Origin of the sequence: Azotobacter chroococcum (assembly GCF_004339665.1) — a bacterium.
Classification (GTDB): domain Bacteria; phylum Pseudomonadota; class Gammaproteobacteria; order Pseudomonadales; family Pseudomonadaceae; genus Azotobacter; species Azotobacter chroococcum.
Map to the genome: position 1 here is coordinate 22294 of NZ_SMMU01000001.1, position 22444 is coordinate 44737.

General features: G+C 67.2%; 18 protein-coding genes. 13 read left to right on the forward strand and 5 right to left on the reverse strand.

Annotated elements, in window-relative coordinates:
- Positions 1–9 precede the first annotated feature (9 nt).
- A complete protein-coding gene (gene mnxG, locus EV691_RS00115; RefSeq protein ID WP_242672518.1) occupies positions 10–5808 on the reverse strand; it encodes a manganese-oxidizing multicopper oxidase MnxG in 5799 nt (1932 codons plus the stop codon).
- Between the two features lie 450 nt (positions 5809–6258).
- On the opposite strand from mnxG, the gene metH reads away from it, so the two are divergent.
- The 5 genes from metH (at position 6259) to EV691_RS00140 (ending at position 11960) form a co-directional block, all read left to right on the forward strand.
- Positions 6259–9951, forward strand: coding sequence for a methionine synthase (metH, locus tag EV691_RS00120; RefSeq protein WP_131298115.1), 3693 nt, complete (start codon positions 6259–6261; stop codon positions 9949–9951).
- 40 nt (positions 9952–9991) lie between these two features.
- A complete protein-coding gene (locus EV691_RS00125; RefSeq protein WP_131298113.1) occupies positions 9992–10312 on the forward strand; it encodes a DUF5629 family protein in 321 nt (106 codons plus the stop codon).
- Between the two features lie 48 nt (positions 10313–10360).
- Positions 10361–10744, forward strand: a complete 384-nt coding sequence (locus EV691_RS00130) for a L,D-transpeptidase family protein (RefSeq protein WP_131298111.1) — start codon at positions 10361–10363, stop codon at positions 10742–10744.
- Between the two features lie 68 nt (positions 10745–10812).
- Complete coding sequence (locus EV691_RS00135; protein ID WP_131298109.1) at positions 10813–11226, forward strand: hypothetical protein; 414 nt, start codon at positions 10813–10815, stop codon at positions 11224–11226.
- A gap of 311 nt (positions 11227–11537) precedes the next feature.
- Positions 11538–11960, forward strand: a complete 423-nt coding sequence (locus EV691_RS00140; protein WP_131298107.1) for a hypothetical protein — start codon at positions 11538–11540, stop codon at positions 11958–11960.
- A gap of 278 nt (positions 11961–12238) precedes the next feature.
- Here the strand turns inward: EV691_RS00140 and EV691_RS00145 are convergent, their stop codons facing one another.
- Both EV691_RS00145 and EV691_RS00150 read right to left on the reverse strand, forming a co-directional pair.
- Positions 12239–12541, reverse strand: coding sequence for a hypothetical protein (locus EV691_RS00145; RefSeq protein ID WP_131298105.1), 303 nt, complete (start codon positions 12539–12541; stop codon positions 12239–12241).
- 496 nt (positions 12542–13037) lie between these two features.
- Complete coding sequence (locus EV691_RS00150) at positions 13038–13466, reverse strand: ArsC/Spx/MgsR family protein (protein ID WP_131298103.1); 429 nt, start codon at positions 13464–13466, stop codon at positions 13038–13040.
- Positions 13467–13675: 209 nt separating this feature from the next.
- Here EV691_RS00150 and EV691_RS00155 point away from each other — a divergent pair, with 209 nt between their 5' ends.
- The 8 genes from EV691_RS00155 (at position 13676) to EV691_RS00190 (ending at position 20572) form a co-directional block, all read left to right on the forward strand.
- A complete protein-coding gene (locus EV691_RS00155) occupies positions 13676–14440 on the forward strand; it encodes a YoaK family protein (RefSeq protein ID WP_131298101.1) in 765 nt (254 codons plus the stop codon).
- 154 nt (positions 14441–14594) lie between these two features.
- Positions 14595–15452: a 2-keto-4-pentenoate hydratase gene (locus tag EV691_RS00160; RefSeq protein ID WP_207390177.1), complete on the forward strand. Its 858-nt coding sequence runs from the start codon at positions 14595–14597 to the stop codon at positions 15450–15452.
- 156 nt (positions 15453–15608) lie between these two features.
- Positions 15609–16994 carry an ATP-dependent RNA helicase DbpA gene (dbpA, locus tag EV691_RS00165; protein ID WP_131298099.1) on the forward strand — a complete coding sequence of 462 codons (1386 nt, stop codon included), beginning with the start codon at positions 15609–15611 and terminating at the stop codon, positions 16992–16994.
- Between the two features lie 14 nt (positions 16995–17008).
- The gene (locus EV691_RS00170) at positions 17009–17695 is read left to right on the forward strand and encodes a hypothetical protein (protein ID WP_131298097.1); all 687 of its coding nucleotides are present in this window, start codon (positions 17009–17011) and stop codon (positions 17693–17695) included.
- A 97-nt stretch (positions 17696–17792) separates the two neighbouring features.
- Entirely contained in the window at positions 17793–18827 is a 1035-nt protein-coding gene (locus EV691_RS00175; protein WP_131298095.1) for an RNA methyltransferase, read from the forward strand.
- Between the two features lie 91 nt (positions 18828–18918).
- On the forward strand, positions 18919–19326 hold the full coding sequence (locus EV691_RS00180; RefSeq protein WP_039803762.1) for a VOC family protein: 408 nt from the start codon (positions 18919–18921) through the stop codon (positions 19324–19326).
- Positions 19327–19333: 7 nt separating this feature from the next.
- Complete coding sequence (locus EV691_RS00185) at positions 19334–19798, forward strand: hypothetical protein (protein ID WP_131298093.1); 465 nt, start codon at positions 19334–19336, stop codon at positions 19796–19798.
- A 114-nt stretch (positions 19799–19912) separates the two neighbouring features.
- Complete coding sequence (locus tag EV691_RS00190) at positions 19913–20572, forward strand: class I SAM-dependent methyltransferase (RefSeq protein ID WP_131298091.1); 660 nt, start codon at positions 19913–19915, stop codon at positions 20570–20572.
- Here the strand turns inward: EV691_RS00190 and EV691_RS00195 are convergent.
- Positions 20569–21063, reverse strand: a complete 495-nt coding sequence (locus EV691_RS00195) for a DUF2147 domain-containing protein (RefSeq protein WP_131298089.1) — start codon at positions 21061–21063, stop codon at positions 20569–20571. The genes EV691_RS00190 and EV691_RS00195 overlap by 4 nt on opposite strands.
- 1 nt (position 21064) lies before the next feature.
- Positions 21065–22432 (reverse strand): ACP S-malonyltransferase, encoded by a 1368-nt coding sequence (locus EV691_RS00200; RefSeq protein ID WP_131298087.1) that lies wholly within the window; start codon positions 22430–22432, stop codon positions 21065–21067.
- Positions 22433–22444: the final 12 nt, after the last annotated feature.

A 22444-nucleotide genomic window follows, 5' to 3' on the forward strand; every position in this document is an offset into this window, starting at 1 on the left:
GCGCCTCGCTCAGCGCGAATTGCCCTTGCCGTTCTTGCCCTTGCCCTGCTCCTGCTGCACCCGCAGAAGGCCCCACAGCCCGCCGGCGTTGCCGAAGGCGGCCTGGTCCCGGTACAGATAGTCGCCGGGCGCGGCGTTGCCGCCGCCGGCGCCGGGGTACAGGAAGTTGAAGTGCGCCGCCGGCAGCACGCTTTCCTGGGCGCCGGCGTAGCGGCTCAGCGGGTTGTTGCCGAAGCGCACCGAGGCGACACCGGCATCCGGGATCGGATAGCCGTTCTCGGTGTACTGGGCGAGGAAGGGCTCCTGCGGGAACAGGTGGCCGTCGAGCCCGAAGGTCGCCGCCCGGCTGCCGCCCGAGGGCATGGTCACATGGATGCGCAGCGGCTGGCCGGGACTGGCGGTGAGCACCGGGGTCACCGGATCGCCGCCGACCAGTTCGTTGCTATAGGCCATGTGGACGTTCTCGAGGTCGCCCCAGCCGCCATGGCCGAAGGGGGCGTCGGGCGCCAGGCCGAAGCGGTACCAGAGCGGCTCGCTCCGGTAGTTGACCGCCATGCCGGAGTTGTCCTCCGGGTCGACCGGGATGCCGAAGCCCTCGGCGGCCATGTTCTCCACCGGCCGGCCGTTCGCCCAGCGCAGGTTCAGCCCCTTGTGCCAGACCAGCGAGAAGTCGCGATAGTCGGCCTGCCCGGACTGCTTCACCGTGGCCGCCGCGCGCATGCCCGCATCCTCCGTCCAGGTCGAGGCCAGCGGCAGCACGCTCATCGCCCCGGCCAGTCCCTTCTGGCCCTGCTTGATCGGGTCGGCCGGCAGCAGGTTGAGAGCGCCGAACTCGACGGCCGTGGCCTCGATCTTGTCGAGGTTGCGCTGGGCGTCCTCGACCGGCTTGCCCTCGCGCTCCAGATGGCCGGCGTAGAAGCGGTAGGTGCGGCTCTGGTACTGCCCGCCGGCAACCCGCGGCGGCACCGTCTGCTCCGGGTTGATGCCGACGTTGAAGCCGTCGGCCTTGGTCACGTCGTAGGCCAGCAGCTGGGCGTGCAGGCCGACGTGGGCGGAGGGGCGCATCAGGTTGTTGTTGAAGGTGGTCGAACCCTCGGCGCCGTCGCGGTCGCGCTTCACTACACCGGCCATGACCGCATAGGTCGGCAGGTCGGGCATCTGCTCGGGCAGGCGGTTCTCCAGGGTGACGTCGATGCAGTCGCCCGCCGCGGCGCGCAGCACCAGCGGCTCGACCGGGACGCCGGCCTTGAGCTTGCCGGTGTCCGGATCGAGGTCGGCCTTGTGCACGTAGAGGATCGCGGTGGGGTCGTGCAGCGGCCCGGACTGGCCGCCGAGGGTCACACTGGCGCCGGTTTCCTCGTCGATCACCGTGGTCTGCGCGATGGTCGTCGCCCGCGGGTTGAACACCAGGGTGCCGCCGGCCGGGTTCAGCGGCGCGCCGACGTGCTGCCCCTCGCCCGCCGGATCGCCGATGGTCAGCCCGAGGGCGTTGTCGAGGATGTCGTTGGCCAGCGCCGCGACGATCTCGTAGCTGCGCAGCGGCGTCGCGCGGGTGCCGTTGCCGCTGGGGTTGGGACTGACGCGCGGGCACACCCCGTCGAAGGCGGCGGTGTTGCGCGCTGCCACCGGCCGCGGGTTGTTCGGCAGCGGCTGGAGGTCGTCGCGGCTGACCGTGTAGTTGCGCATCACGCCCCACAGGCCGTTCCAGTAGCCCTCCAGCGAGGCGTTCATGCTGTACAGGTAGTCGGCGGTTTCCGCGACGGCGTCGGACATCATGGCCACCGGGGCGACGAAGCCGAACTGCTCGGAGATGCCGACCATCTGCGCGGACCTCCAGCCCGAGTTGGGACTGCGCCCGTAGCCATTGCCGTAGCCGGTGCCGTTCTGCAGCCATTTCACCCCGTGCAGGGTGACGTTGTGCGCCTCCTCGTGGCCGCCGGCATGCACCCGCAGGCGCACGTTGTCGCCGGAATAGCTGCGCAAGAGCGGCGTGAAGGGATCGCCCGGCAGGTCGCCGGCGACGTTGACGTGCGGCGGGAAGGCCGTGACGCCGCCGCTCGTTCCTTCGGCCTCCTGGAGCGCCGAGGGCGCCAGGTTGAGCGGTGCGATGACCCGGTCGGTACGGCTCTGCAGGGCATGCGCCAGGTCCCCGGCCAGCCCCGCGGCCTGCATCCCGGGCTTGCCGTCCGGGCCGCTGCGGTTCGGGTCGTAGACCCGCAGCCCCACGGGCTCGTGCCGGTAGTTGACGACGAAGATCCCCGGATCGTCGACCGAGATGGCCTGCGGGCAGGGCCGCGCCGGACAGCCCGGCACCTGGCCGCCGGCGACTTCCACCACCGACTCCAGCAGCGTCGAGGCGTTGCGGCGCACCGGCGGGCTGATCGCATGGCGGAAGGTCTCGGCCGTCGCCGGGTAGGCCATCGGGTCGGGAATCCCGTCGGGCCCGGCGCCCACGTAGACGCCGGCCTCGTAGGCATGCTGGAAGTCGCTGTACTCGAGGAAGAACTCGCGGAAGCTGTCGTTCCTGCCGTCGCCGTCGTAGTCGCCGGTGGCGATCACCGCCTGCCAAGAGGTCGGCCCGCCGTCGGCGCGGGTGTACAGCGGCTCGCCGGTTTCCGCGTGGTACCAGTTGGAGCCGGCCGGCTCGGTCAGCACGGTGGCGTAGAGGCCGACCTGCTGGTGGGTGGAGGGGCCGAAGTGGTCGTGGGTGAAGATGTTGCCCAGGCCGCGGTCGACGTCGTGGGTGTTGACCACCGGGTCGGCGAACCAGCGCTGCAGGGTGGTCCGCGCACCGACCCAGTCGGCCCGGTTGAACTGGCCGAAATAGGGATGGATCTTCGCCTGCGGGCAGTCCGGCGTGCCGTTGCGCGCATCACCCGGCGTGCACCGGTTATACGTGCGGATGGCATGGATGGTCTCGACCACCGCCGCGGGCGAGAGCACGCCGTCCTCATAGTTCCAGCCGTTGGCCGAGCCATCGGCGGCGGTCAGGTCCCATTTCGGCAGGTGGATGTGCTGGCCGATCACGTCGGTCGGGGTGCGCACCTGGTAGTCGTCCAGCTCGTAGAACGCCGGCACCAGGTTGGTGTGGTGATACATGGTGCAGTCGAAGGTGTTCATCCGCATCACCAGAGGCTCCGGCGGCTTGCGCTTGTCGATGGTCGGCACCGCGTCCTCCCAGAGGGTGAGGATGCGGGTCTGCGGGAAGTGGTAGCCGACCTTGTTGAACACCGCGTCGAACTGGATGTTAGCGCCCTTGTAGACCCGCGGCCGGTCGGCGGTGAAGGACGAGGAACCGCTGAAGGAAAGGCCGCTGCCGCCGGCGAACTTGCCGGCCCCGGCCGCCGCGGTCAGGCGCATCTGGCGGTCGTCCATGCACGGCTCGAAGAAGGGCGCGCCGGCCACCGGCGGCGCGCCATTGGTGCGGAAGCTCTTCTGCTGCACGCTGCCGTCGGGCAGCAGCGCATGGCTGTCGTGGGAACCCTTGGCATGGAAGGCCATGGCCGCCTGCTCGACGTCGGTGCCCTCCTCGGGGAAGTAGACCGGCTTGGCCTTCTTGACGAGCTTGCTGAAGTCCAGGGAACTGGTGACGACCGTGGCCTCGCCGCCGGCCGACCAGCCGAGCAGCGCGTTGCGCGGCAGGCCGCCGTCCCAGCCGCCGGCCTGGGCCGGGTCGAGGTTGGCCCACAGCGCGTTGCCGCTGGCGCGCAGCGCCCTCGCCTTGTCGGCGTCGAGCATGTCCAGCGGCGGGGTCGGCGGGCGCTGGCCGACGCTGTGCTCGATGCCGCCGATCCAGAACGGGAAGCCCGGGTTCTTCAGGCTGCCGTCGGCGTTGCGGTTGGCCTCGCTGCGGTCGACCAGGGCCACCGAGCCGACCACCCGGCCATCGTCGTCATCGCCACTGTCGCCGTCATCGTCGGGCAGGCTCTGACCGATCTTCGTCACCACCCGGACCCTGCCCGGCATCGGCGCCAGCGCCTTGCCCGGCAGCGGCACCACTGCCGGGATCGGCGTGCCGGCGACGATCTCGCCGTCCGGCAGGGCCCGTGCGCCCTGCGCCGGCAGGCCGCTGCGCAGCTCGAAGGGCTCCTCGTGGAAGCCGTCCTCGCCCGCCTCGCTGACCGCCAGCCGGGTGCCTTCCTCGAACACGTCGTGGGTCCGCCACATGCTCCACATGCCCTGGGCGAAGTGCGGGTAGAAGTGGCAGTGGTAGATGGCGTCGCCGGCCACCCGGTTGCGGTTGCCCGAACCGCCGTTGGCGATCTCGTAGGTGTAGCCCGAGCCCGGCCCGAGGCCCTGGGCGTCCATGTAGTCGGAGTTGTCGTCGTTGGGGTTGTACAGCCACTGGTGGCCATGCAGGTGGAAGACGTGCTGCTCGTGGCCGACGTGGGTGTTGCGGAACTTGACGAAATCGCCGATGTAGCTGTGGTTGACGTTCGACGGCTCGGCCGGATACAGCGCCATGGCGGCCTTGATGCCGATGGCCCCGGCCGGCGGCGTCTGGCCCGGTCTCAGGGATTCGAGGCCGACGTTGGCCGGCACGTCCACCAGCATGGCGGCGTCGCCGACCGTGTGCGCGCTGAGGAAGAACTCCTCGTAGTGGCAGGTCAGGCAGTCGTGCATCGGCCCGACGCCGAGGCGGTTGGCGAGCACCTCGGCGCCGACGCCGTTGGCGCCGTAGTTGATCATGAAGGCGTCGCGGGTCGGCTCCAGCACATGGCCGAACTGCGGATCGGCCCAGTAGCCGGGGAAGGCCTGGGCGGCCACCGCCTCGTCCTGGAAGGCGACGGCGAAGTCGCGGAACGGCTCCAGCCGGTTGGGCAGCGCCGGGTTGCGCTTGCCCTGGCGCTCCAGCGGATAGGTGGAGGCCGGGAAGCTGCCGTCCGTATTCGGCCCCATGACGATGGCGTCGCTGTGGCTGGCGACGATCTGGCTGCCGTCGATCATGTTGAGGATCGGCGCGCCGGCCTTGCCCTCGCTGCGCCAGGGTTCGGCGTCCGGGTAGCGCGCCTCGTAGTCGACGATCGGCTGGCCGGTCGGCGTGCGGCCGGTGCTGGCCAGGCGCATCTCCTCCTCGGTCAGGGTGTTGCGGTAGATCCGCCCGCCCCTGGGCACCACCACCACCTGGGCGAACAGGCCGTTGCCGGCATTGCCGGCCGTGCCTTCGCCGCCGAAGGTCGCGCCGTCGCTGGTGGCGAGAAAGACGCCTTCGCGCTCGGCGAACAGGCTGTAGCTGCGGCTGGCGCCCGGCGCCAGCAGGAAGCTGCCGTTGCGCCCACTGTTCGCGGCGATGTCGCCGACGCTGCCCACCGCCTGCATTCCGTTGACCTTGAAGCCGATCTGCCGGCCGCGCACCTGGTCGTCGACCTGCTGCTCGGGCTCCTCGGCGTTGTTCGGGTTGGCCTGCGCGGCCAGCAGGTTCTGCAGGTTGATCTTCAGGCAGTCGCCCTCGGCGACCCGCAGCACCAGCGGCCGCGGCCGCTTGTCCGGCCGCAGCGTGACCCGCCCGGGCTGCGCCGCGCCGCCCTGGTGCAGCGGCGTGCCGTCCTCGTCGACCACGTCCCGGCGCAGCGCGAACAGCATGCCGTTGACGTTCTGCGCGCCGAGGCGGTTGAACATCAGCGGCTGGTCGATCGCCACCACGTCGGCGCTCAGGGTGCGCGCGCAACCGATGGCGGCCTCGGCCTGTCGATCGGGCAGTAGTCCTGCAGCGGCCAGCACCAGCAGGCCACCGAGGCGTACGAAAAACCTGACTGCGTCGTCGTCTCGACGGAGAGCAATGCTGGCCATGATGTTGTTTCTGTTCATCATGGCTCACCTTGGTTTCGATTCCGGGCGCCAATGCGGGGGACGCTGCAGCCACTCAGCAACCGCCATGCCAGGGTGAAATACTTTCGATATTTCAAATGGTTGCAGTTTGCCATCAGCCGTATTCGGAGAAATCACCCGGCATTTGCAGGGTTTCTTCGGCAAATCTGCTGGCAAAATGAAAGGCCGTGCCATCAAGGGCAGATCCCGCTGGGGCAACGCCTCCCCGAAGGTGGGGGAGCAACGGCCCCAGAGGTGGGGACAGGCCGGCTCCCGGCCGTGCGGCCAGAACCAGGAAGACGAAGGCTGTGGCCCGCCCGCAGCGCCCTGGCAGCGCCGAGTCCCCGCCAACATGAGCGATCCTCATGCAAACCCTCATCTGCCGCGAAAGCCATGCAGCTTTGCTATTATCTGCAGCCTTTCCCCCGGCTTTACCCAGGTATTCCGTTCATGTCCGACCGCGCCGCCCGCCTCCAGGCCCTCCAGCACGCCCTCCAGGAACGCATCCTGATCCTCGACGGCGGCATGGGCACCATGATCCAGAGCTACAAGCTGCAGGAGGAGGACTACCGCGGCACACGCTTCGCCGACTGGCCGAGCGACGTCAAGGGCAACAACGACCTGCTGCTGCTGACCCGCCCGGACGTGATCCAGGCCATCGAGCAGGCCTACCTGGACGCCGGCGCCGACATCCTCGAGACCAACACCTTCAACGCCACCCGCGTGTCCCAGGCCGACTACGGCATGGAAGCGCTGGTCTACGAGCTGAACGTGGAAGGCGCGCGCCTGGCCCGTGAAGTCGCCGACGCCAAGACCGCCGAGAACCCGGCCAGGCCGCGCTTCGTCGCCGGCGTGCTCGGCCCGACCAGCCGCACCTGCTCGATCTCCCCGGACGTCAACAACCCCGGCTACCGCAACGTCACCTTCGACGAGCTGGTGGAGAACTACACCGAGGCCACCCGCGGCCTGATCGAGGGCGGCGCGGACCTGATCCTGATCGAGACCATCTTCGACACCCTCAACGCCAAGGCGGCGATCTTCGCCGTGCAGCAGGTATTCGAGGAGGACGGCGTCGAACTGCCGATCATGATCTCCGGGACCATCACCGACGCTTCCGGGCGCACCCTCTCCGGGCAGACCACCGAGGCGTTCTGGAACTCGGTGCGCCACGCCAAGCCCATTTCCGTGGGTCTGAACTGCGCCCTCGGCGCCAAGGACCTGCGCCCCTATCTGGAAGAGCTGGCCAACAAGGCCGAGACCCACGTCTCCGCCCACCCCAACGCCGGCCTGCCGAACGCCTTCGGCGAATACGACGAAACCCCGGCGGAAATGGCCGCGGTGGTCGAGGAATTCGCCGCCTCGGGCTTTCTCAACATCGTCGGCGGCTGCTGCGGCACCACCCCGCCGCACATCCAGGCGATCGCCGAGGCGGTGGCCAAGTACCCGCCACGCGCCATTCCGGAGATTCCCAAGGCCTGCCGCCTGTCCGGCCTCGAGCCGTTCACCATCGACCGCCAGTCGCTGTTCGTGAACGTCGGCGAGCGCACCAACATCACCGGCAGCGCCAAGTTCGCCCGCCTGATCCGCGAGGAGAACTACGCCGAGGCGCTGGACGTGGCCCGCCAGCAGGTGGAAGCCGGCGCCCAGGTGATCGACATCAACATGGACGAGGGCATGCTGGATTCGAAGGCGGCGATGGTCACCTTCCTCAACCTGATCGCCTCCGAGCCGGACATCTCCCGCGTGCCGATCATGATCGACTCCTCCAAGTGGGAGGTGATCGAAGCCGGTCTGAAGTGCATCCAGGGCAAGGGCATCGTCAACTCGATCTCCATGAAGGAAGGCGTCGAGCCCTTCAAGCACCACGCCCACCTGTGCAAGCGCTACGGCGCCGCCGTGGTGGTGATGGCCTTCGACGAGGCCGGCCAGGCCGACACCGCCGCGCGCAAGCGTGAGATCTGCCAGCGCTCCTACGACATCCTGGTCAACGAAGTCGGCTTCCCGCCGGAAGACATCATCTTCGACCCGAACATCTTCGCCGTGGCCACCGGCATCGACGAGCACAACAACTACGCGGTCGACTTCATCGAGGCCTGCGCCTATATCCGCGACAACCTGCCCTATGCCCTGAGTTCGGGCGGCGTGTCCAACGTGTCCTTCTCGTTCCGCGGCAACAACCCGGTGCGCGAGGCGATCCACTCGGTGTTCCTCTACCACGCGATCCAGAACGGCCTGACCATGGGCATCGTCAACGCCGGCCAGCTGGAGATCTACGACGAGATTCCGAAAGAGCTGCGCGAGAAGGTCGAGGACGTGGTGCTCAACCGCCATGCCGGCGCCACCGAGGCGCTGCTGGCCATCGCCGACCAGTACAAGGGCGACGGCAGCGTCAAGGAAGCCGAAACCGAGGAATGGCGCAGCCTGCCGGTCGGCAAGCGCCTGGAGCACGCGCTGGTCAAGGGCATCACCACCTTCATCGTCGAGGACACCGAGGAGTGCCGCCAGCAGTGCGCGCGGCCCATCGAGGTCATCGAAGGCCCGCTGATGAGCGGGATGAACGTGGTCGGCGACCTGTTCGGCGCCGGCAAGATGTTCCTGCCGCAAGTGGTGAAGTCCGCCCGGGTGATGAAGCAGGCGGTGGCCCACCTGATCCCGTTCATCGAGGCGGAAAAGGGCGACAAGCCGGAAGCCAAGGGCAAGATCCTCATGGCCACGGTGAAGGGCGACGTCCACGACATCGGCAAGAACATCGTCGGCGTGGTGCTCGGCTGCAACGGCTACGACATCGTCGACCTCGGCGTGATGGTCCCGGCGGAGAAGATCCTGCAGACCGCCATCGCGGAAAAATGCGACATTATCGGCCTGTCGGGGCTGATCACCCCCTCGCTCGACGAGATGGTCCACGTCGCCCGCGAGATGCAGCGCCAGGGCTTCGCCCTGCCCTTGATGATCGGCGGCGCCACCACCTCCAAGGCGCACACCGCGGTGAAGATCGAACCGCAGTACGGCAACGACGCGGTGGTCTACGTCACCGACGCTTCGCGCGCCGTCGGCGTGGCCACCACCCTGCTGTCCAAGGAAATGAAGCCGGCCTACGTGGCCAAGCTGCGCGAAGAGTATGCCGAAGTGCGCGAGCGCACCGCCAACCGCGGCGCCCGCACCGAGCGTCTGAGCTACGAGAAGGCGCTGGCCAACAAGCCGCCGCTCGACTGGGTCGGCTACCAGCCGCCGAAGCCCGCCTTCACCGGCGTGAAGGAACTGGCTGATATCGACCTCGCCGTGCTTGCCGAGTACATCGACTGGACGCCGTTCTTCATGTCCTGGGACCTGGCCGGCAAGTACCCGCGCATCCTCACCGACGAGGTGGTCGGCGAAGCGGCCACCGCGCTGTTCAACGACGCCCAGGCGATGCTCAGAAAGCTGATCGACGAGAAGCTGATCAAGGCCAAGGCGGTGTTCGGCTTCTGGCCGGCCAACCAGGTGCAGGACGACGACCTGGAAGTCTACGGCGACAACGGCGAGAAACTGGCCACCCTGCACCACCTGCGCCAGCAGGCCGCCAAGCCCGACGGCAAGCCCAACTACTCGCTGGCCGACTTCGTCGCGCCGAAGGACTCGGGCAAGACCGACTATGTGGGCGGCTTCATCGTCACCGCCGGCATCGGCGCCGAGGAACTGGCCAGGGCCTACCAGGACAAGGGCGACGACTACAACTCGATCATGGTCAAGGCGCTGGCCGACCGCCTCGCCGAAGCCTGCGCCGAATGGCTGCACGAGCGGGTGCGCAAGGAATACTGGGGCTACGCCGCGGACGAGCGGCTCTCCAACGAAGAACTGATCAAGGAGCAGTACAAGGGCATCCGCCCGGCCCCCGGCTACCCGGCCTGTCCGGACCACACCGAAAAGGCCACCCTTTTCGCCCTGCTCGACCCGCAGGGCACCAGCGGCGTGACCCTCACCGAACACTACGCCATGTACCCGGCCGCGGCGGTCAGCGGCTGGTACTTCGCCCATCCCGAGGCGAAATACTTCGCCGTGGGCAAGGTCGAGAAGGATCAGGTCGCCAGTTACAGCGAGCGCAAGGGGCAGGATGTGGCCGTGAGCGAACGCTGGCTGGCCCCGAATCTGGGCTACGAAGCCTGACCACACAAGGCGCGGCATCCACACCGCGCCAGGAGTCCCTATGACCGACACGCCCTATCTGCTCGACCAGCTGGAAACCGCCGACATGCTGGAGATCGACGGCCTCCACGCCAGCGACTTCAGCCTCGACGACGCCCTGCTGGACGAAGCCGACGCAGCCGCCACGGCCGACCAGCCCTTCGCCAGCGAAGGCACCGTACTGCGCATCGAAGCCCTCGACGGCCGCGAGCGCCGCCACTGGCAGTTCAGCTACAACCAGGTGATGGAGGCTGCCTATGACCCAGCCGATGACAGCTGGCAACTGGAAGGCGAACACCGGCTGAAATGCTTCGCCGCCATCGGTGCCGAGGGGGATGACTGAAGCGAAACCTTGCGCCGGCGTTCGTCGTGGCAGCCAATTGGACGGAGAATGCTGAGCGCTTCCACCTGCACCTGGAAACGCCGCCATGGGATGTTCCGCGCCCCGCTGCAGGTCGGCTTATCGGGTGCCCACGCAGGAGCGTGGGCACCATCAAAAAGCTATCGGATCGACTACCGCAAAGCCGATAGCGGCTACTACCGTGCCTTGCATATTTCCTATCCGAATGCAGCCGATACCGAGGCCGCACGGAAAAAGGGACTGTCTGCCGGCGGCGCCACCATGATCCATGGCCAACGCAATGGCTTCGGCTGGATTGGCAAGCTGCACCGGCTGGCCGATTGGACCCTGGGCTGCATCGCCGTCACCGATCGGGACATGGCCGAACTCTGGAGAGCCGTGCCGGATGGAACGCCTATCGAGCTGAAGCCCTGAGACCACTCTCGGATCGATCATCCGACTCAAGCCAAGTAAATCCATCTCGCACAGACAGGGAATTTGTCATGCACATGCTCTGCATCCTGCTGCAACTGCTGATTCTGACCTTCTTTATACCCATATTCTTCGTATTCCTGCTGCACCGGCCATTCGAACCTCAAGCTCTGGCTGCCGCATCCGGATTGTTCCTCTTTTTACTGCTTCTCACTTTGCTGCTGCGCGAACATACGGAAAACCGGCTCAATCCTCTGCGCGAAAACAGCCCGAGGCCATTGGGCGCACTCCTTGTTTTTCTTGGTTGCGGACTGGAGTGGCTCTCCTGGCTCATGGTTACAGAGCAATATCATCCCGACGGCAGACGTGGACAGATGCTCGTAATCGTTATCAAGCTGATCGGTCCTTGGTTGCCGGCAGCCGTGTTTTTTGTACTGGGAATGCAGTTAGTCTGGTTCGGCTTTCGTGCCTGGCATGGGCGCTGATGCACTGCCGCTCGCCTGGCTGCCGCACCCCGACGGCAGCCGGCGCTGCCGGGATGTCTGCCCGAGCGATGAGCGCGGTTCCCGAGACTGCACATCCGGGCTTTGCGACGAAGGCCCCGCTGACAGGCCTCGTTGCGCTGGATCGCCCAATCCTCAGGGCCTACCTTGTGATGACGATTGCGCCATTTGAACGCCAGGTCATCCCGCGATATGGCAATGCAGTAGTCTGGCACGATCAGTGAAGAAGTTTTTGGAAGAGTCCGTTTTCGAGCGGACTCATGACAAGTTCTGACCTGTTCGGAGAGCGCTCCATGCACCCACTCGCCATCGACGAAACCAGCTCCGCCATCGAGGTAGACCCTCGCGAGCTGTATCACTCCACTGACATCGAGATCACGCCGAACGCCCGCTATCGCTTCGCAGCCAGCGGCAAATGGAAAGACAGCTGGATCACCTGCGGTCCGGAGGGCTGGTGGGGCTGGCTGCTGCAGAAGAGGAATCGCCTGCCTGGGCGGCGGGTGTTTTTACTGTGTGGTGTCGTGGGAAAGGACGAAAAGCGTGCGTTCCCGATCGGCTCGGCGTGCGAGTGGAGCGCTCCGCCTGAGGCTGCCGAATGGTCTGACCGCCAGCTCTACTTCTTCGCCAACGACTGGCCAGACAAATATGGCAACAACCATCCCCTTGAGCCGGAAAAGGGTGGGCCGCTTCGCGTGGTAGTCACGCGGCTCTCCTGACATCTCGAAACAACGGCTCCCCGCGATCCCTGGCGAGGTGTGCTCCAGAACTGCCCCCGGCCGGGCAGAACGTTGATGGCCCGAGCGATGAGGCCCGTGGATGGCGGGCCTTTCATATGGACTGAACGGCTTTTGCGTACAAACGGAGACCAGCTGTAATCTTGAAGGACAAGGACTCGGCGGAAAGCTAACCGCATGAGAAGCCGAGCGCCACACAGCGGTGCGAGGACCTGGCCAGACCAACGGGAGGGCGAACTCGATGCGCCGGTTGTGCGCCACTAATTCCGCTGATTTTCCACACTGCACATATAACCTTGCGCACCGGTAACAATTGTAGTTCTTCCGTCAATACCTTTGTCGAGCAATAGCTTGATAGCTCCACTGTCATATATGATCATTGTCACAACATCGACACTACCAAATGATTTCCAGTTTGCTTCCTTGTATGCACAGCTAACTTGACAACCAGGCAACTTGCATTCTATTTTTTCTTCCGTGTAATTGCCTGCCGCACATGAAACACCGACAAGCATATTTGAAACAACACAAACCGCAACTATGCTGAATATGTGTGCTTTCATTTCTCTCCCTGGTTCATTATCCATAACAAGACATGAGGTGAGTATCGCTCGCAGGCAGTACGAGTGTGCGCTTCAACGAAAAGTTATCTGACGATACACACGCGATAATATTTTCCATACCGGACCTGCCCGACACTCTGCCGAGTCGGATAAAAACAGCGCTTGCGCGATAGCATTCCCGGTTCCCTCCCATGGCTCCCTTCAAAAGACCCGCACCAGCCGCTGCCTGGCAGCCAATGCCGATTGACTGCCGAACTTTTTGATCGTTCCCGCGCTCCCGCGTGGCGATTTCCGCCACGGATCTGATGTGGGACTTCTTCAGCCGCCATTAAGCATGGAGCGCCCGGGCGACATGGACGCTCCAGCCAGTCCGGCAGACAGACATGGCCAGCTGATCGCTGCGCCTACGGACGCTTCGCGCGGCGCTCCCGACGCAGGTTGACCCCAGGCTATCGGGTGCCCACGCAGGAGCATGGCCACCATAACGTGGACGCGCTCAGTGCGAGGAGCACTTGTCCGTCTTGAGACAGCTGTTGATGGTCTCGGGCACCGGCATGTCCACCTCCAGCAGCGCGTTCAGGCGCGGGATGTCGAAGCCGCAGATGCGGGTTTCGCCCACTTCCAGCAGCGGCCGCTTGATCAGCAACGGCTCGGCGAGCATCTTGCCGATCAGCTCGTCGCGGCTCAAAGCCGCGACATCCAGCTCGCCGGATTTGATCTTCGGCGCGGCGCTATTGACCATGGCGTCCTTCTCCAGCCCGGCGAAGAAGGCCTCCAGCTGTTCGCGGGTCCAGGGGGTGCTCAGCAGATCCCGGACTTCCAGTTCGACACCATGCTCCTGGAGCAGGGTTTTCTGGCGGCGGTTGCCGCCACAGCCGGGTTTTTCGTAGAAGACAACGGTCTTTGCAGCAGCTTGAGCAGACATGGCGATCCTTTCGGCGATCGGACGGATTGATGTCCGGGATCTTAACCAAGGTCACCGGGGCGGTCAGCTGGTTTCGGGGGCGCGCAGGACGGGCAAGCGCCGCGATCCACATCACCACTCCACCATCCGCTAGGATCGCGGCCGCGACCCGGGGCGTATAATCCGCGCCCTTCTACCTCGCCAGTCCGGACGGACGGAGTCAGCGGAGCATGCCGATCAACTATGCGCGACGCCTGACCGATCGCAAGCGTACCAAGCGCGCCAACCGGCAGCTGGGGCTGTCGCTGGCCTTCGTGGCCGGGGCGGCCAACGCCGGCGGCTTTCTCGCCGTGCAGCAGTACACCTCGCACATGACCGGCATCGCCTCCTCGATGGCCGGCAACCTGGCGCTCGGCAGCACCGAGCTGGCGCTTGGCGGGCTTGGCGGCCTGCTGTCGTTCGTCGCCGGAGCCATCACCTCCACCCTGCTGGTCAACTTCTCCCGCCGGCGCCGCCTGCACGGCCAGTACGCCCTGCCGCTGCTGCTCGAAGCCCTCCTGCTGCTGTGCTTCGGCGTGCTTGGCACACGGCTGATGGAGATTGCCGGCTTCTACATACCGCTGACGGTGATGCTGCTGTGCTTCATCATGGGCCTGCAGAACGCCATTATCACCAAGATCTCCAATGCCGAGATCCGCACCACCCACATCACCGGAATGGTCACCGACATCGGCATCGAACTGGGCAAGCTGATCTACGTGAACCGCAGCGCGCTCCCGGATCAGGAGCCGGTGCGCGCCAACCGCGAGCGCCTGCGCATCAACGCCCTGCTGGTCGGCTGCTTCCTCGTCGGCAGCGCCATCGGTGCCTTCGGCTTCAGCCACTTCGGCTTCCGCTCCACCGTGCCGCTGGCCGCACTGCTGATGCTCCTCGCCGCGCTGCCGATCCTCGACGATCTGCGGCTGAGCTGGTGGCTATGGCGGCGGAGCCGGTAGCCGCCAGGATGGAGGTGGCGGGGCCTGGAACCCCGCAGGAGAGAAAACGCCGCGGGCCATTCCACTCCGAACGCGGCAGGTGCCCCGTCCGCAGCCCTTGGGTTTCCCTGCGCGAAATGCCAACCTTGGCCCTTCTCTCCACCGGAACGACCCCATGCCCCAAACACGCTGGATGCCTCTGCTGGCCGGCTGGGCCTGCGCACTGGGCGCGGCGACGGCGCAGGCCGCCTGCCCCTCCGAGCCCGAAGCCGCCCGTCTCGTGGCGCTCTACATGGATCGCCAGGTGCTGGAGAACCCGCCGCCGCTGACCCTCGCCGAGGCCGAATGCGGACGCGACCGAGTGCTGGCCCTGCTCGGCCGGCAGATGGGCCGGGTGGTGGGCTACAAGGCGGGGCTTACCAACCCGGCGGTGCAGAAACGCTTCAACCACGACCAGCCGGTGCGCGGCACGCTGCTCGCGGACATGCTGCTGTCCGACGGCGCCGAACTGCCGGCACGCTTCGGCGCGCAGCCGCGCCTCGAGGCGGACCTGCTGGTGCGCGTCGGGAGTCCGGAGATCCACTCGGCGACCACACCCGAGCAGGCGATGCAGTACATCGATGCGCTGATCCCCTTCATCGAACTGCCCGACCTGCTGGTACGGGACCCCGGCACGCTGAACGGCGCGACGATCACCTACATCAACGTCGGCGCGCGCCTGGGCGTGATGGGCAAGCCCCTGCCGGCCTCGCCGGAGCTGACCGCGCAACTGGCCGACATGACCGTGCGGGTGCTCGACGGCGAGGGTCGCGAACTCGATCGCGGTCGCGGCAGCGACGTGATGGGCCACCCGCTCGCGGCGGCGATCTGGCTCGCCCGGGACCTGGCCCGCAGCGGCGTCCGCCTGCAGACCGGCGACCTGCTGAGCCTCGGCTCGTTCTCCAGGCCCCTGGTCCCGCAGGCCGGCCAGCAGGTGCGGGTGGTGTACGAAGGGCTGGATGGTGCGCCTTCGGTCGGCGTGAGCTTCCGTTGAAAGCGCGCGCCCGGGTGCCATCATCGAAGCCAGCCAGGAACCCCTGGTCGACGGCAAGGCCGTGAGGCCCGGCTCGCGAACGCTTCGGCGGACTGCGAGGCCGGCCCCCGTCTCCTGATAGACTGCGTGCCATTTCCGCTCTTTCAGGCCCGTCCCGTGACCACCATCGCCTTCTCCGCCCTGCCCCTTTCCACCGCCATGCTGGCCAACCTCGATGCCCTCGGCTATGCGGCGATGACGCCGATCCAGGCGCAGAGCCTGCCGGTCATCCTCAAGGGCCAGGACCTCATCGCCCAGGCCAAGACCGGCAGCGGCAAGACCGCGGCCTTCGGCATCGGCCTGCTGGAGCCGCTCAATCCGCGCTGGTTCGGTTGCCAGGCACTGGTGCTCTGCCCGACCCGCGAGCTGGCCGACCAGGTCGCCAAGGAGCTCCGCCGGCTGGCCCGCGCCGCCGACAACATCAAGATCCTCACCCTCTGCGGCGGCGTGTCCTTCGGCCCGCAGATCGGCTCGCTGGAACATGGCGCCCACGTCATCGTCGGCACCCCCGGTCGCATCCAGGAGCACCTGAAGAAGGGCACCCTGAAGCTCGACGGGCTCAACACCCTGGTCCTCGACGAAGCCGACCGCATGCTCGACATGGGCTTCTACGACAGCATCGCCGAGATCATCGGGCAGACGCCAAACAAGCGGCAGACCCTGCTGTTCTCGGCCACCTACCCGGCCGGCATCAAGCAGCTCTCCGCGACCTTCATGCGCGACCCGCAGCAGGTCAAGGCCGAGGCGCTGCACGACGACAGCCAGATCGAGCAGCGCTTCTACGAGATCGCTCCCGAGCAGCGCATGGACGCCGTAATGAAGCTGCTCGCCTGCTACCGCCCGGAATCCTCGGTGGCGTTCTGCTTCACCAAGCAGCAGTGCCAGGAACTGGTCGAGCACCTGAACTGCCAGGGCATTTCCGCCATGGCGCTGAACGGCGACCTGGAGCAGCGCGACCGCGACCAGGTGCTGGCGATGTTCGCCAACCGCAGCCTGTCGGTGCTGGTCGCCACCGACGTCGCCGCCCGCGGCCTCGACATCGACGCCCTCGACCTGGTGATCAACGTCGAACTGGCGCGCGACTCGGAAACCCACATCCACCGGGTCGGCCGCACCGGCCGCGCCGGCAAGAAGGGCATCGCGGTGAGCCTGGTCGCGCCGCCCGAAGCGCACCGCGCCCAGGCCATCGAAACCCTGCAGAAAGCCCCGCTGAACTGGCACCCGCTGAACAGCCTCAAGGCGCAGACCGGCGAGCCGCTGCAACCGCCGATGGTGACCCTGTGCATCGCCGCCGGGCGCAAGGACAAGCTGCGCCCCGGCGACATCCTCGGCGCGCTGACCGGCGAGGCCGGCATCCCCGGCGCCCAGGTCGGCAAGATCGCCATCTTCGACTTCCAGGCCTTCGTCGCCGTCGAGCGCGGCGTCGCCCGCCAGGCGTTGAAACGCCTCGACGAGGGCAAGATCAAGGGACGCTCGTTCAAGGTGCGCATCCTGCGGGCGTAGCCGGCAGGTCGTTTGTGGAAGGTGAACACATGCCGGCTGCCGCTCGTCGCCTTGCCCTGCTGGCCCTCGGATGCCTGCTCGTCACCGGCTGCGCGGGATTCCGGGGTGGCTGGGAGAGCGTCGCCTACCTCGGCGACACGCCGCCGGCCCTTCGGGAGTCGCCGTCCTTCTTCGAGGAAACGCAGAACCCTCCTGCGCTGGAGCTCCCCAGCCTGCGCCTGCAGGTGACGCTCGACAACCAGTTGCGCACCTGGGACACGCAGCTGTACCTGTTCGTCCTCCCGCTCTACATCGACCCGCGCGAGCGCTACTGGAAGAACCACAGCCCCGGGAAAACCCGTGTGTTCATCACGGTGACGCCCACGGAGCCCGGCTTCGTGTTCCGACCGTCACAGGCGGTGCTCCAGACTGGGAATCGACGCCTCGGTGGCGTCGCCGGATTCGACTTCGACCGCTGGGACCACCAGGGCATGCGCGTCAGGGAAGGCGGAAGCTGGGAGCACCGCCCCGTGGCAACGGAGCTGCATCTCGACCAGCCGGGACGCAGCTATCACCTGTCGATCGACTTCGACACCCCAGTGCCCTCGCCGGAGTCCCGCGAGATCCTGCTCGACCTGTCGCAGGCGCTCGGCTCGTCCCGGCATCCGGCGCTGCCGCCCATCCGCTTCGTGCCGATGCGCTGGCGGCGGAGCTATAGCTAACGCTAGCCTGGTTGCCCACAGCTCGCCCGCATCCGTGCCACTCTCCCCGTCGCCCCGACTGCCGCTCGCCTGCGCCCGGTGGTAGCATTCGCGCCCCATGAAAATCGCCGACTTTCACCAACGCCTCGCCGACCTCGGCGCCAAACCCCGCCATATCGGGCGGATCGACCGTGCCTGGCTGCAGGGCTGGCCGCTGGACACCGGCACGCGCCACCAGCAGGCCCAGGACTTTCTGCCGCTCAGCGTGCGCGAAGCCATGCCGCAGCTGAGCGAGACGGTCGCCGGCCTGGCGCGACTGCGCTCGGAGCATCCGGCCGCCGACGGTTCGGCGCGCCTGCTGGTCGAGCTGGGCGACGGGCAGATGGTCGAGAGCGTGCTGCTGCCGCGCGACGGGCTCTGCGTGTCGAGCCAGGTCGGTTGCGCGGTGGGCTGCGTGTTCTGCATGACCGGCAAGAGCGGCCTCTTGCGCCAGCTCGGCAGCGCCGAAATCGTCGCCCAGGTGGCGCTGGCCCGGCGCTTCCGCCCGGTGAAGAAAGTGGTGTTCATGGGCATGGGCGAGCCGGCGCACAACCTCGACAACGTGCTGGAAGCCATCGAGCTGCTCGGCACTGCCGGCGGCATCGGCCACAAGAACCTGGTGTTCTCCACGGTGGGCGATCCGCGGGTGTTCGAGCGCCTGCCGCAAGGGCCGGTCAAGCCGGCGCTGGCCCTGTCCCTGCACAGCACCGACGCCGAACGGCGTCACTGGCTGCTGCCGCGCGCCCCGCGCATCGACCCGCAGGAGCTGGTCGAACTGGGCGAGGCCTATGCGCGGCAGACCGGCCATCCGATCCAGTACCAGTGGACGCTGCTCAAGGGCATCAACGACAGCCAGGAGGAAATGGACGGCATCCTGCGCCTGCTCAAGGGCAAGTACGCGGTGATGAACCTGATTCCCTACAACAGCCTGGAAGCCGACGACTACCGGCGCCCCGGCGGCGAGCGGATCGTCGAGCTGGTGCGCTACCTGCACAGCCGCGGCGTGCTGACCAAGGTGCGCAACTCGGCAGGACAGGATATCGACGGCGGCTGCGGACAGCTGCGCGCGCGGGCCGAGCAGGCGGCAAGGAGCCGGCCGCCACGCACGCGCTGACCTGCCAGCGGCGCTCGCCCCCTCCCTCTGGACAGCTCCGCCACGCCGTCGATACTTTCGGCGAGATCGGCCATCGCCTCTGGAGCCCGCCATGTTCCGCATCCTTGGAATCGACCATCTGGTGCTGCGCGTCGTCGACCTGGAGAAGATGCTGCGTTTCTACTGCGAGGCGCTGGGCTGCAGCGTCGAGCGCCGCCGGGATGACATCGGCCTGGTCCAGTTGCGCGCCGGGAGTGCGCTGATCGATCTGGTTCCCGTCGACGGCCAGTTGGGCAGCGCCGGCGGCGCCGCCCCGGGCAAGGAAGGACGCAATCTCGATCACTTCTGCCTGCGCATCGAGCCGTTCGACGAGGCGCTGATCCGTGCCCGGCTCGAAACCCACGGCATCGCGACCGGCGCCGTGGAGTCGCGCTACGGGGCCGAAGGGATGGGGCCATCCCTCTACCTCACCGACCCGCAAGGCAATGTCGTCGAACTCAAGGGGCCAGCGGCCGCCTGAGCCCTTCATGACGAGCGACGCGGACCTCCTCGCGCAGATCGATGCCGCCTTCGCCGACGTCGGCAAGCCCGAGCACTTCACCGATTACCGGCACTGCTGCGAGTGCGCCGAGCACGACGAGACGCTGCGCAGCCATGACCGGGACAGCCTGGAACTGCGCCACGTCGGCAATCCGGGCCGGGACCCGCTGTGCTTTGCATTGCCCCTGGGCCAGGCCTACTACCTGCCCGCGCTGGTCCGCCTCGCCCTCGCTCCGCCAAGCCGCGAGTACGGCTGGTATGCCGATCAGCTACTGTTCCACCTTTCTTCGGGCGGGGCCTGGAACCAGCTGTATTGCTACTGCACGTCCGAACAGCGGCGCGCCGTTGCTGCGCTGCTGGCGCATCTGGTCGAGACCCGCACCGAGGCGTTCGACGGCTTTCCGGAAGAGGACAGGCTGCTGCAGGCCTATGCGCTCTGGTCGGCCGCCTGACCTCGCCAGCGGCGCCTCGCCCCTGTCCCGCGCCGGCGGTTACACTGCGCGCCCTGCCCGGGATCGATAAAAAACCCCGGGCCTCGCCAGGCAGTACAGAGAGACAACCCAGTCATGATGGTTACCCAGAAACAGGTGGAGGCCGGCCAGGCCGTCTACACCCGGCGGACGCTCGCGCTCTACGACTTCGTGGTGCTCGGACTTTCCAACCCCTTCATCTGGAAGTGCCCCACCCGCCGCCTCGAGAACCACTATGCGCACCACCTCAGCGCCAATCACCTGGATGTCGGGGTGGGCACCGGGTATTTCCTCGACCGCTGCCGCTTTCCCGCGGATGCGCCACGGGTGGCGCTGATGGACCTGAACCCGGACACCCTGGCGTTCGCCGCCCAGCGCATCGTCCGCTACGCGCCAAAGACTTACCGGCGCAATGTGCTGGAGCCGATCGCCTTCACCGGCGAAGGCTTCGACTCGGTCGGCGTCAACTACCTGCTGCACTGCCTTCCGGGTTCCCTCGCCGAGAAGGCTGTGGTCTTCGATCACCTCAAGGCGCTGATGAACCCCGGCGCCGTGATCTTCGGCAGCACCCTGCTGCAGGGCGGCGTCCCGCGCAGCGCCCTGGCGCGGGGTCTGATGGCCGCGTACAACCGCAAGGGAATTTTTTCCAACCGGGAAGACGATCTGGAAACCCTGCAGCACGAGCTTGGCCAGCGCTTCCACGAGGTCTCGGTCGAGGCGCTGGGCTGCGCCGCGCTGTTCTCGGGGCGGGCTTAGGGCGCAGTCTGATCCACCCGGTACCAGGTGCGCGTTTCGCCAATCAGCGGTGTGCCGATGAAGCCCCGCAGCCGCAGTTGCCGCCCGCCCTTCTGCAGGGTCAGGCGGCAGTCGTAGACCTTGCCACTGTCCGGGTCGAGGATCTCGCCGTCCCCATAGCCCTCGCCCTCCTGCTTCACGCCGCTGAGGATGGTCATGCCGAGCAGCGGCTTGCCGCGACGCTCCCCCTCGCACTTGTCGCAGTAGGACGATTCGGCGTTCGGCCCGCGCAGGCCCTTCTCGATGATGCCCCGGTACTCGTCGTCCTGCCGGGCGATGCGGACCAGCGCGCGCGGCTCGCCGGTCCGCTCGTCGCGGATCATCCACAGTCCGATCAGCGGGTCGCTCGCCGTGGCGCTGGCGGCGCCGCTGGCGGCCAGCAGCATCACCAAGGCGCAGCAGACGCACAGCCGCCGCACGGCCGCATGGGAATTGCCCTCCCTGGCGTTCATTTCAGCGCCCCCCGGCGATGGCCCGAACGGCCGGGAGCGGGCGGTCCAACCGCTCGCGCAGGGCGGCCAGCTCGCGGCGGATGGCATCGCCGCGATAGTGCAGGAAGGCCCCGGTCTCCCCGCCGACCAGAACCTCCAGATAGGGCTCGGCGGCCGCGATCCCCTCGTCGCAATAGGTCTTGAGGGTCAGCAGGCTGTCGTCATCCTCCTCGATCTCGGTTTCCACCACCCGCTTGAGGCCCAGTTCCTGAACCAGTATGCCCAGCCCCACGCTGTCCTCGTCGGCGACGCCCTGGTGCAGAGGCAGATGCAGGGAGAAGTGCCGCTCGTCCACCCATACCGGCTCCAGCGGGGAGGCGCTGCGCAGCAGCTCCAGGGTGCGCGCCGTCTGCTCCAGGCTCTCCTGGTTGATGGCCGGCATGTACAGGCCGCGGCGGCCGGAGCCGGCGTAGGCCTTGCGCATGATGCCTTCGAGGTTGGGCTTGCGGCCCGCCGGCGAATGCACCCGCCCCGGATGGTCGCGACCGATGCCGCCGCCGAACTCGATGACCAGGCTCACCCCGTCGTCGATCGCCCGCTGCAGGCCGCTCATCCACTTCACCGGGTGGAACATCTGGAAGAACAGCGCGGCGCGCACCTGCTCCGGGTCGTCGGCGTGATAGTCGCCGGTATAGTTGGACAGGACCTTCAGCGCCGGGGCGCTCAGGGCGACGGCGTCGAGGTGGGGACGGTAGTACTCCGCGGCGCCGATCATCAGGTAGGTGTGGTAGGCGCCCTCGGTCTTCAGGTAGCGCCCGGCCTTGGCCCGGCCGAAGCGGGCGACGACGTCCGCCATGAGTGCTTCCAGGTCGCTCTCGAAGCCGCAGACCACGGTCTGGTCGGGCAGGTTGCAGCCGCCGATGCCGCAGTAGCGCGCCTCGGCAAGCGGCTTGATGGAGTCGAGGTCGAGGCGGAAGGCGGCCATCTGCCCGCGACCGAACTCCGACATCAGCCGGCCGCGCATGCGGATCAGCCGCAGCGCATCCTCGAACTGCAGGGCGCCGGCGGCGACCAGCGCGGAATACTCGCCCAGGCTGTGCCCGGCCAGCACGCTCGGCGCCCATGTTCCGCCGGTCAGGTCGCGGAACGCCGCGAGGCAGGCCATGGAATGGGTGAGCAGCGCGATCTGGGTGAATTCGGTGCTGTTGAGCCGTTCTTCCGGCCCCTGGAAGGACAGTTCCGCCACGTCGAAGCCCATCGCCTGGCTCGCTCGCTCGTAGAGATCGCGCACGCAGGAAAAGTGCCGGTGGATGTCGCTCCCCATGCCGACGTACTGCGAGCCTTGCCCGGGGAACACGAACATGATGTTGGGACTGGAAACCTGGCTCATGGAAAAACTCCC

Coding starts and splice junctions, on each gene's coding strand:
- mnxG (WP_242672518.1), bottom strand. CDS start 5,808: ATGAACAGAAACAACATCATGGCCAGCATTGCTCTCCGTCGAGACGAC.
- metH (WP_131298115.1), top strand. CDS start 6,259: ATGTCCGACCGCGCCGCCCGCCTCCAGGCCCTCCAGCACGCCCTCCAG.
- EV691_RS00125 (WP_131298113.1), top strand. CDS start 9,992: ATGACCGACACGCCCTATCTGCTCGACCAGCTGGAAACCGCCGACATG.
- EV691_RS00130 (WP_131298111.1), top strand. CDS start 10,361: ATGCTGAGCGCTTCCACCTGCACCTGGAAACGCCGCCATGGGATGTTC.
- EV691_RS00135 (WP_131298109.1), top strand. CDS start 10,813: ATGCACATGCTCTGCATCCTGCTGCAACTGCTGATTCTGACCTTCTTT.
- EV691_RS00140 (WP_131298107.1), top strand. CDS start 11,538: ATGCACCCACTCGCCATCGACGAAACCAGCTCCGCCATCGAGGTAGAC.
- EV691_RS00145 (WP_131298105.1), bottom strand. CDS start 12,541: ATGAAAGCACACATATTCAGCATAGTTGCGGTTTGTGTTGTTTCAAAT.
- EV691_RS00150 (WP_131298103.1), bottom strand. CDS start 13,466: ATGTCTGCTCAAGCTGCTGCAAAGACCGTTGTCTTCTACGAAAAACCC.
- EV691_RS00155 (WP_131298101.1), top strand. CDS start 13,676: ATGCCGATCAACTATGCGCGACGCCTGACCGATCGCAAGCGTACCAAG.
- EV691_RS00160 (WP_207390177.1), top strand. CDS start 14,595: ATGCCCCAAACACGCTGGATGCCTCTGCTGGCCGGCTGGGCCTGCGCA.
- EV691_RS00175 (WP_131298095.1), top strand. CDS start 17,793: ATGAAAATCGCCGACTTTCACCAACGCCTCGCCGACCTCGGCGCCAAA.
- EV691_RS00180 (WP_039803762.1), top strand. CDS start 18,919: ATGTTCCGCATCCTTGGAATCGACCATCTGGTGCTGCGCGTCGTCGAC.
- EV691_RS00185 (WP_131298093.1), top strand. CDS start 19,334: ATGACGAGCGACGCGGACCTCCTCGCGCAGATCGATGCCGCCTTCGCC.
- EV691_RS00190 (WP_131298091.1), top strand. CDS start 19,913: ATGATGGTTACCCAGAAACAGGTGGAGGCCGGCCAGGCCGTCTACACC.
- EV691_RS00195 (WP_131298089.1), bottom strand. CDS start 21,063: ATGAACGCCAGGGAGGGCAATTCCCATGCGGCCGTGCGGCGGCTGTGC.
- EV691_RS00200 (WP_131298087.1), bottom strand. CDS start 22,432: ATGAGCCAGGTTTCCAGTCCCAACATCATGTTCGTGTTCCCCGGGCAA.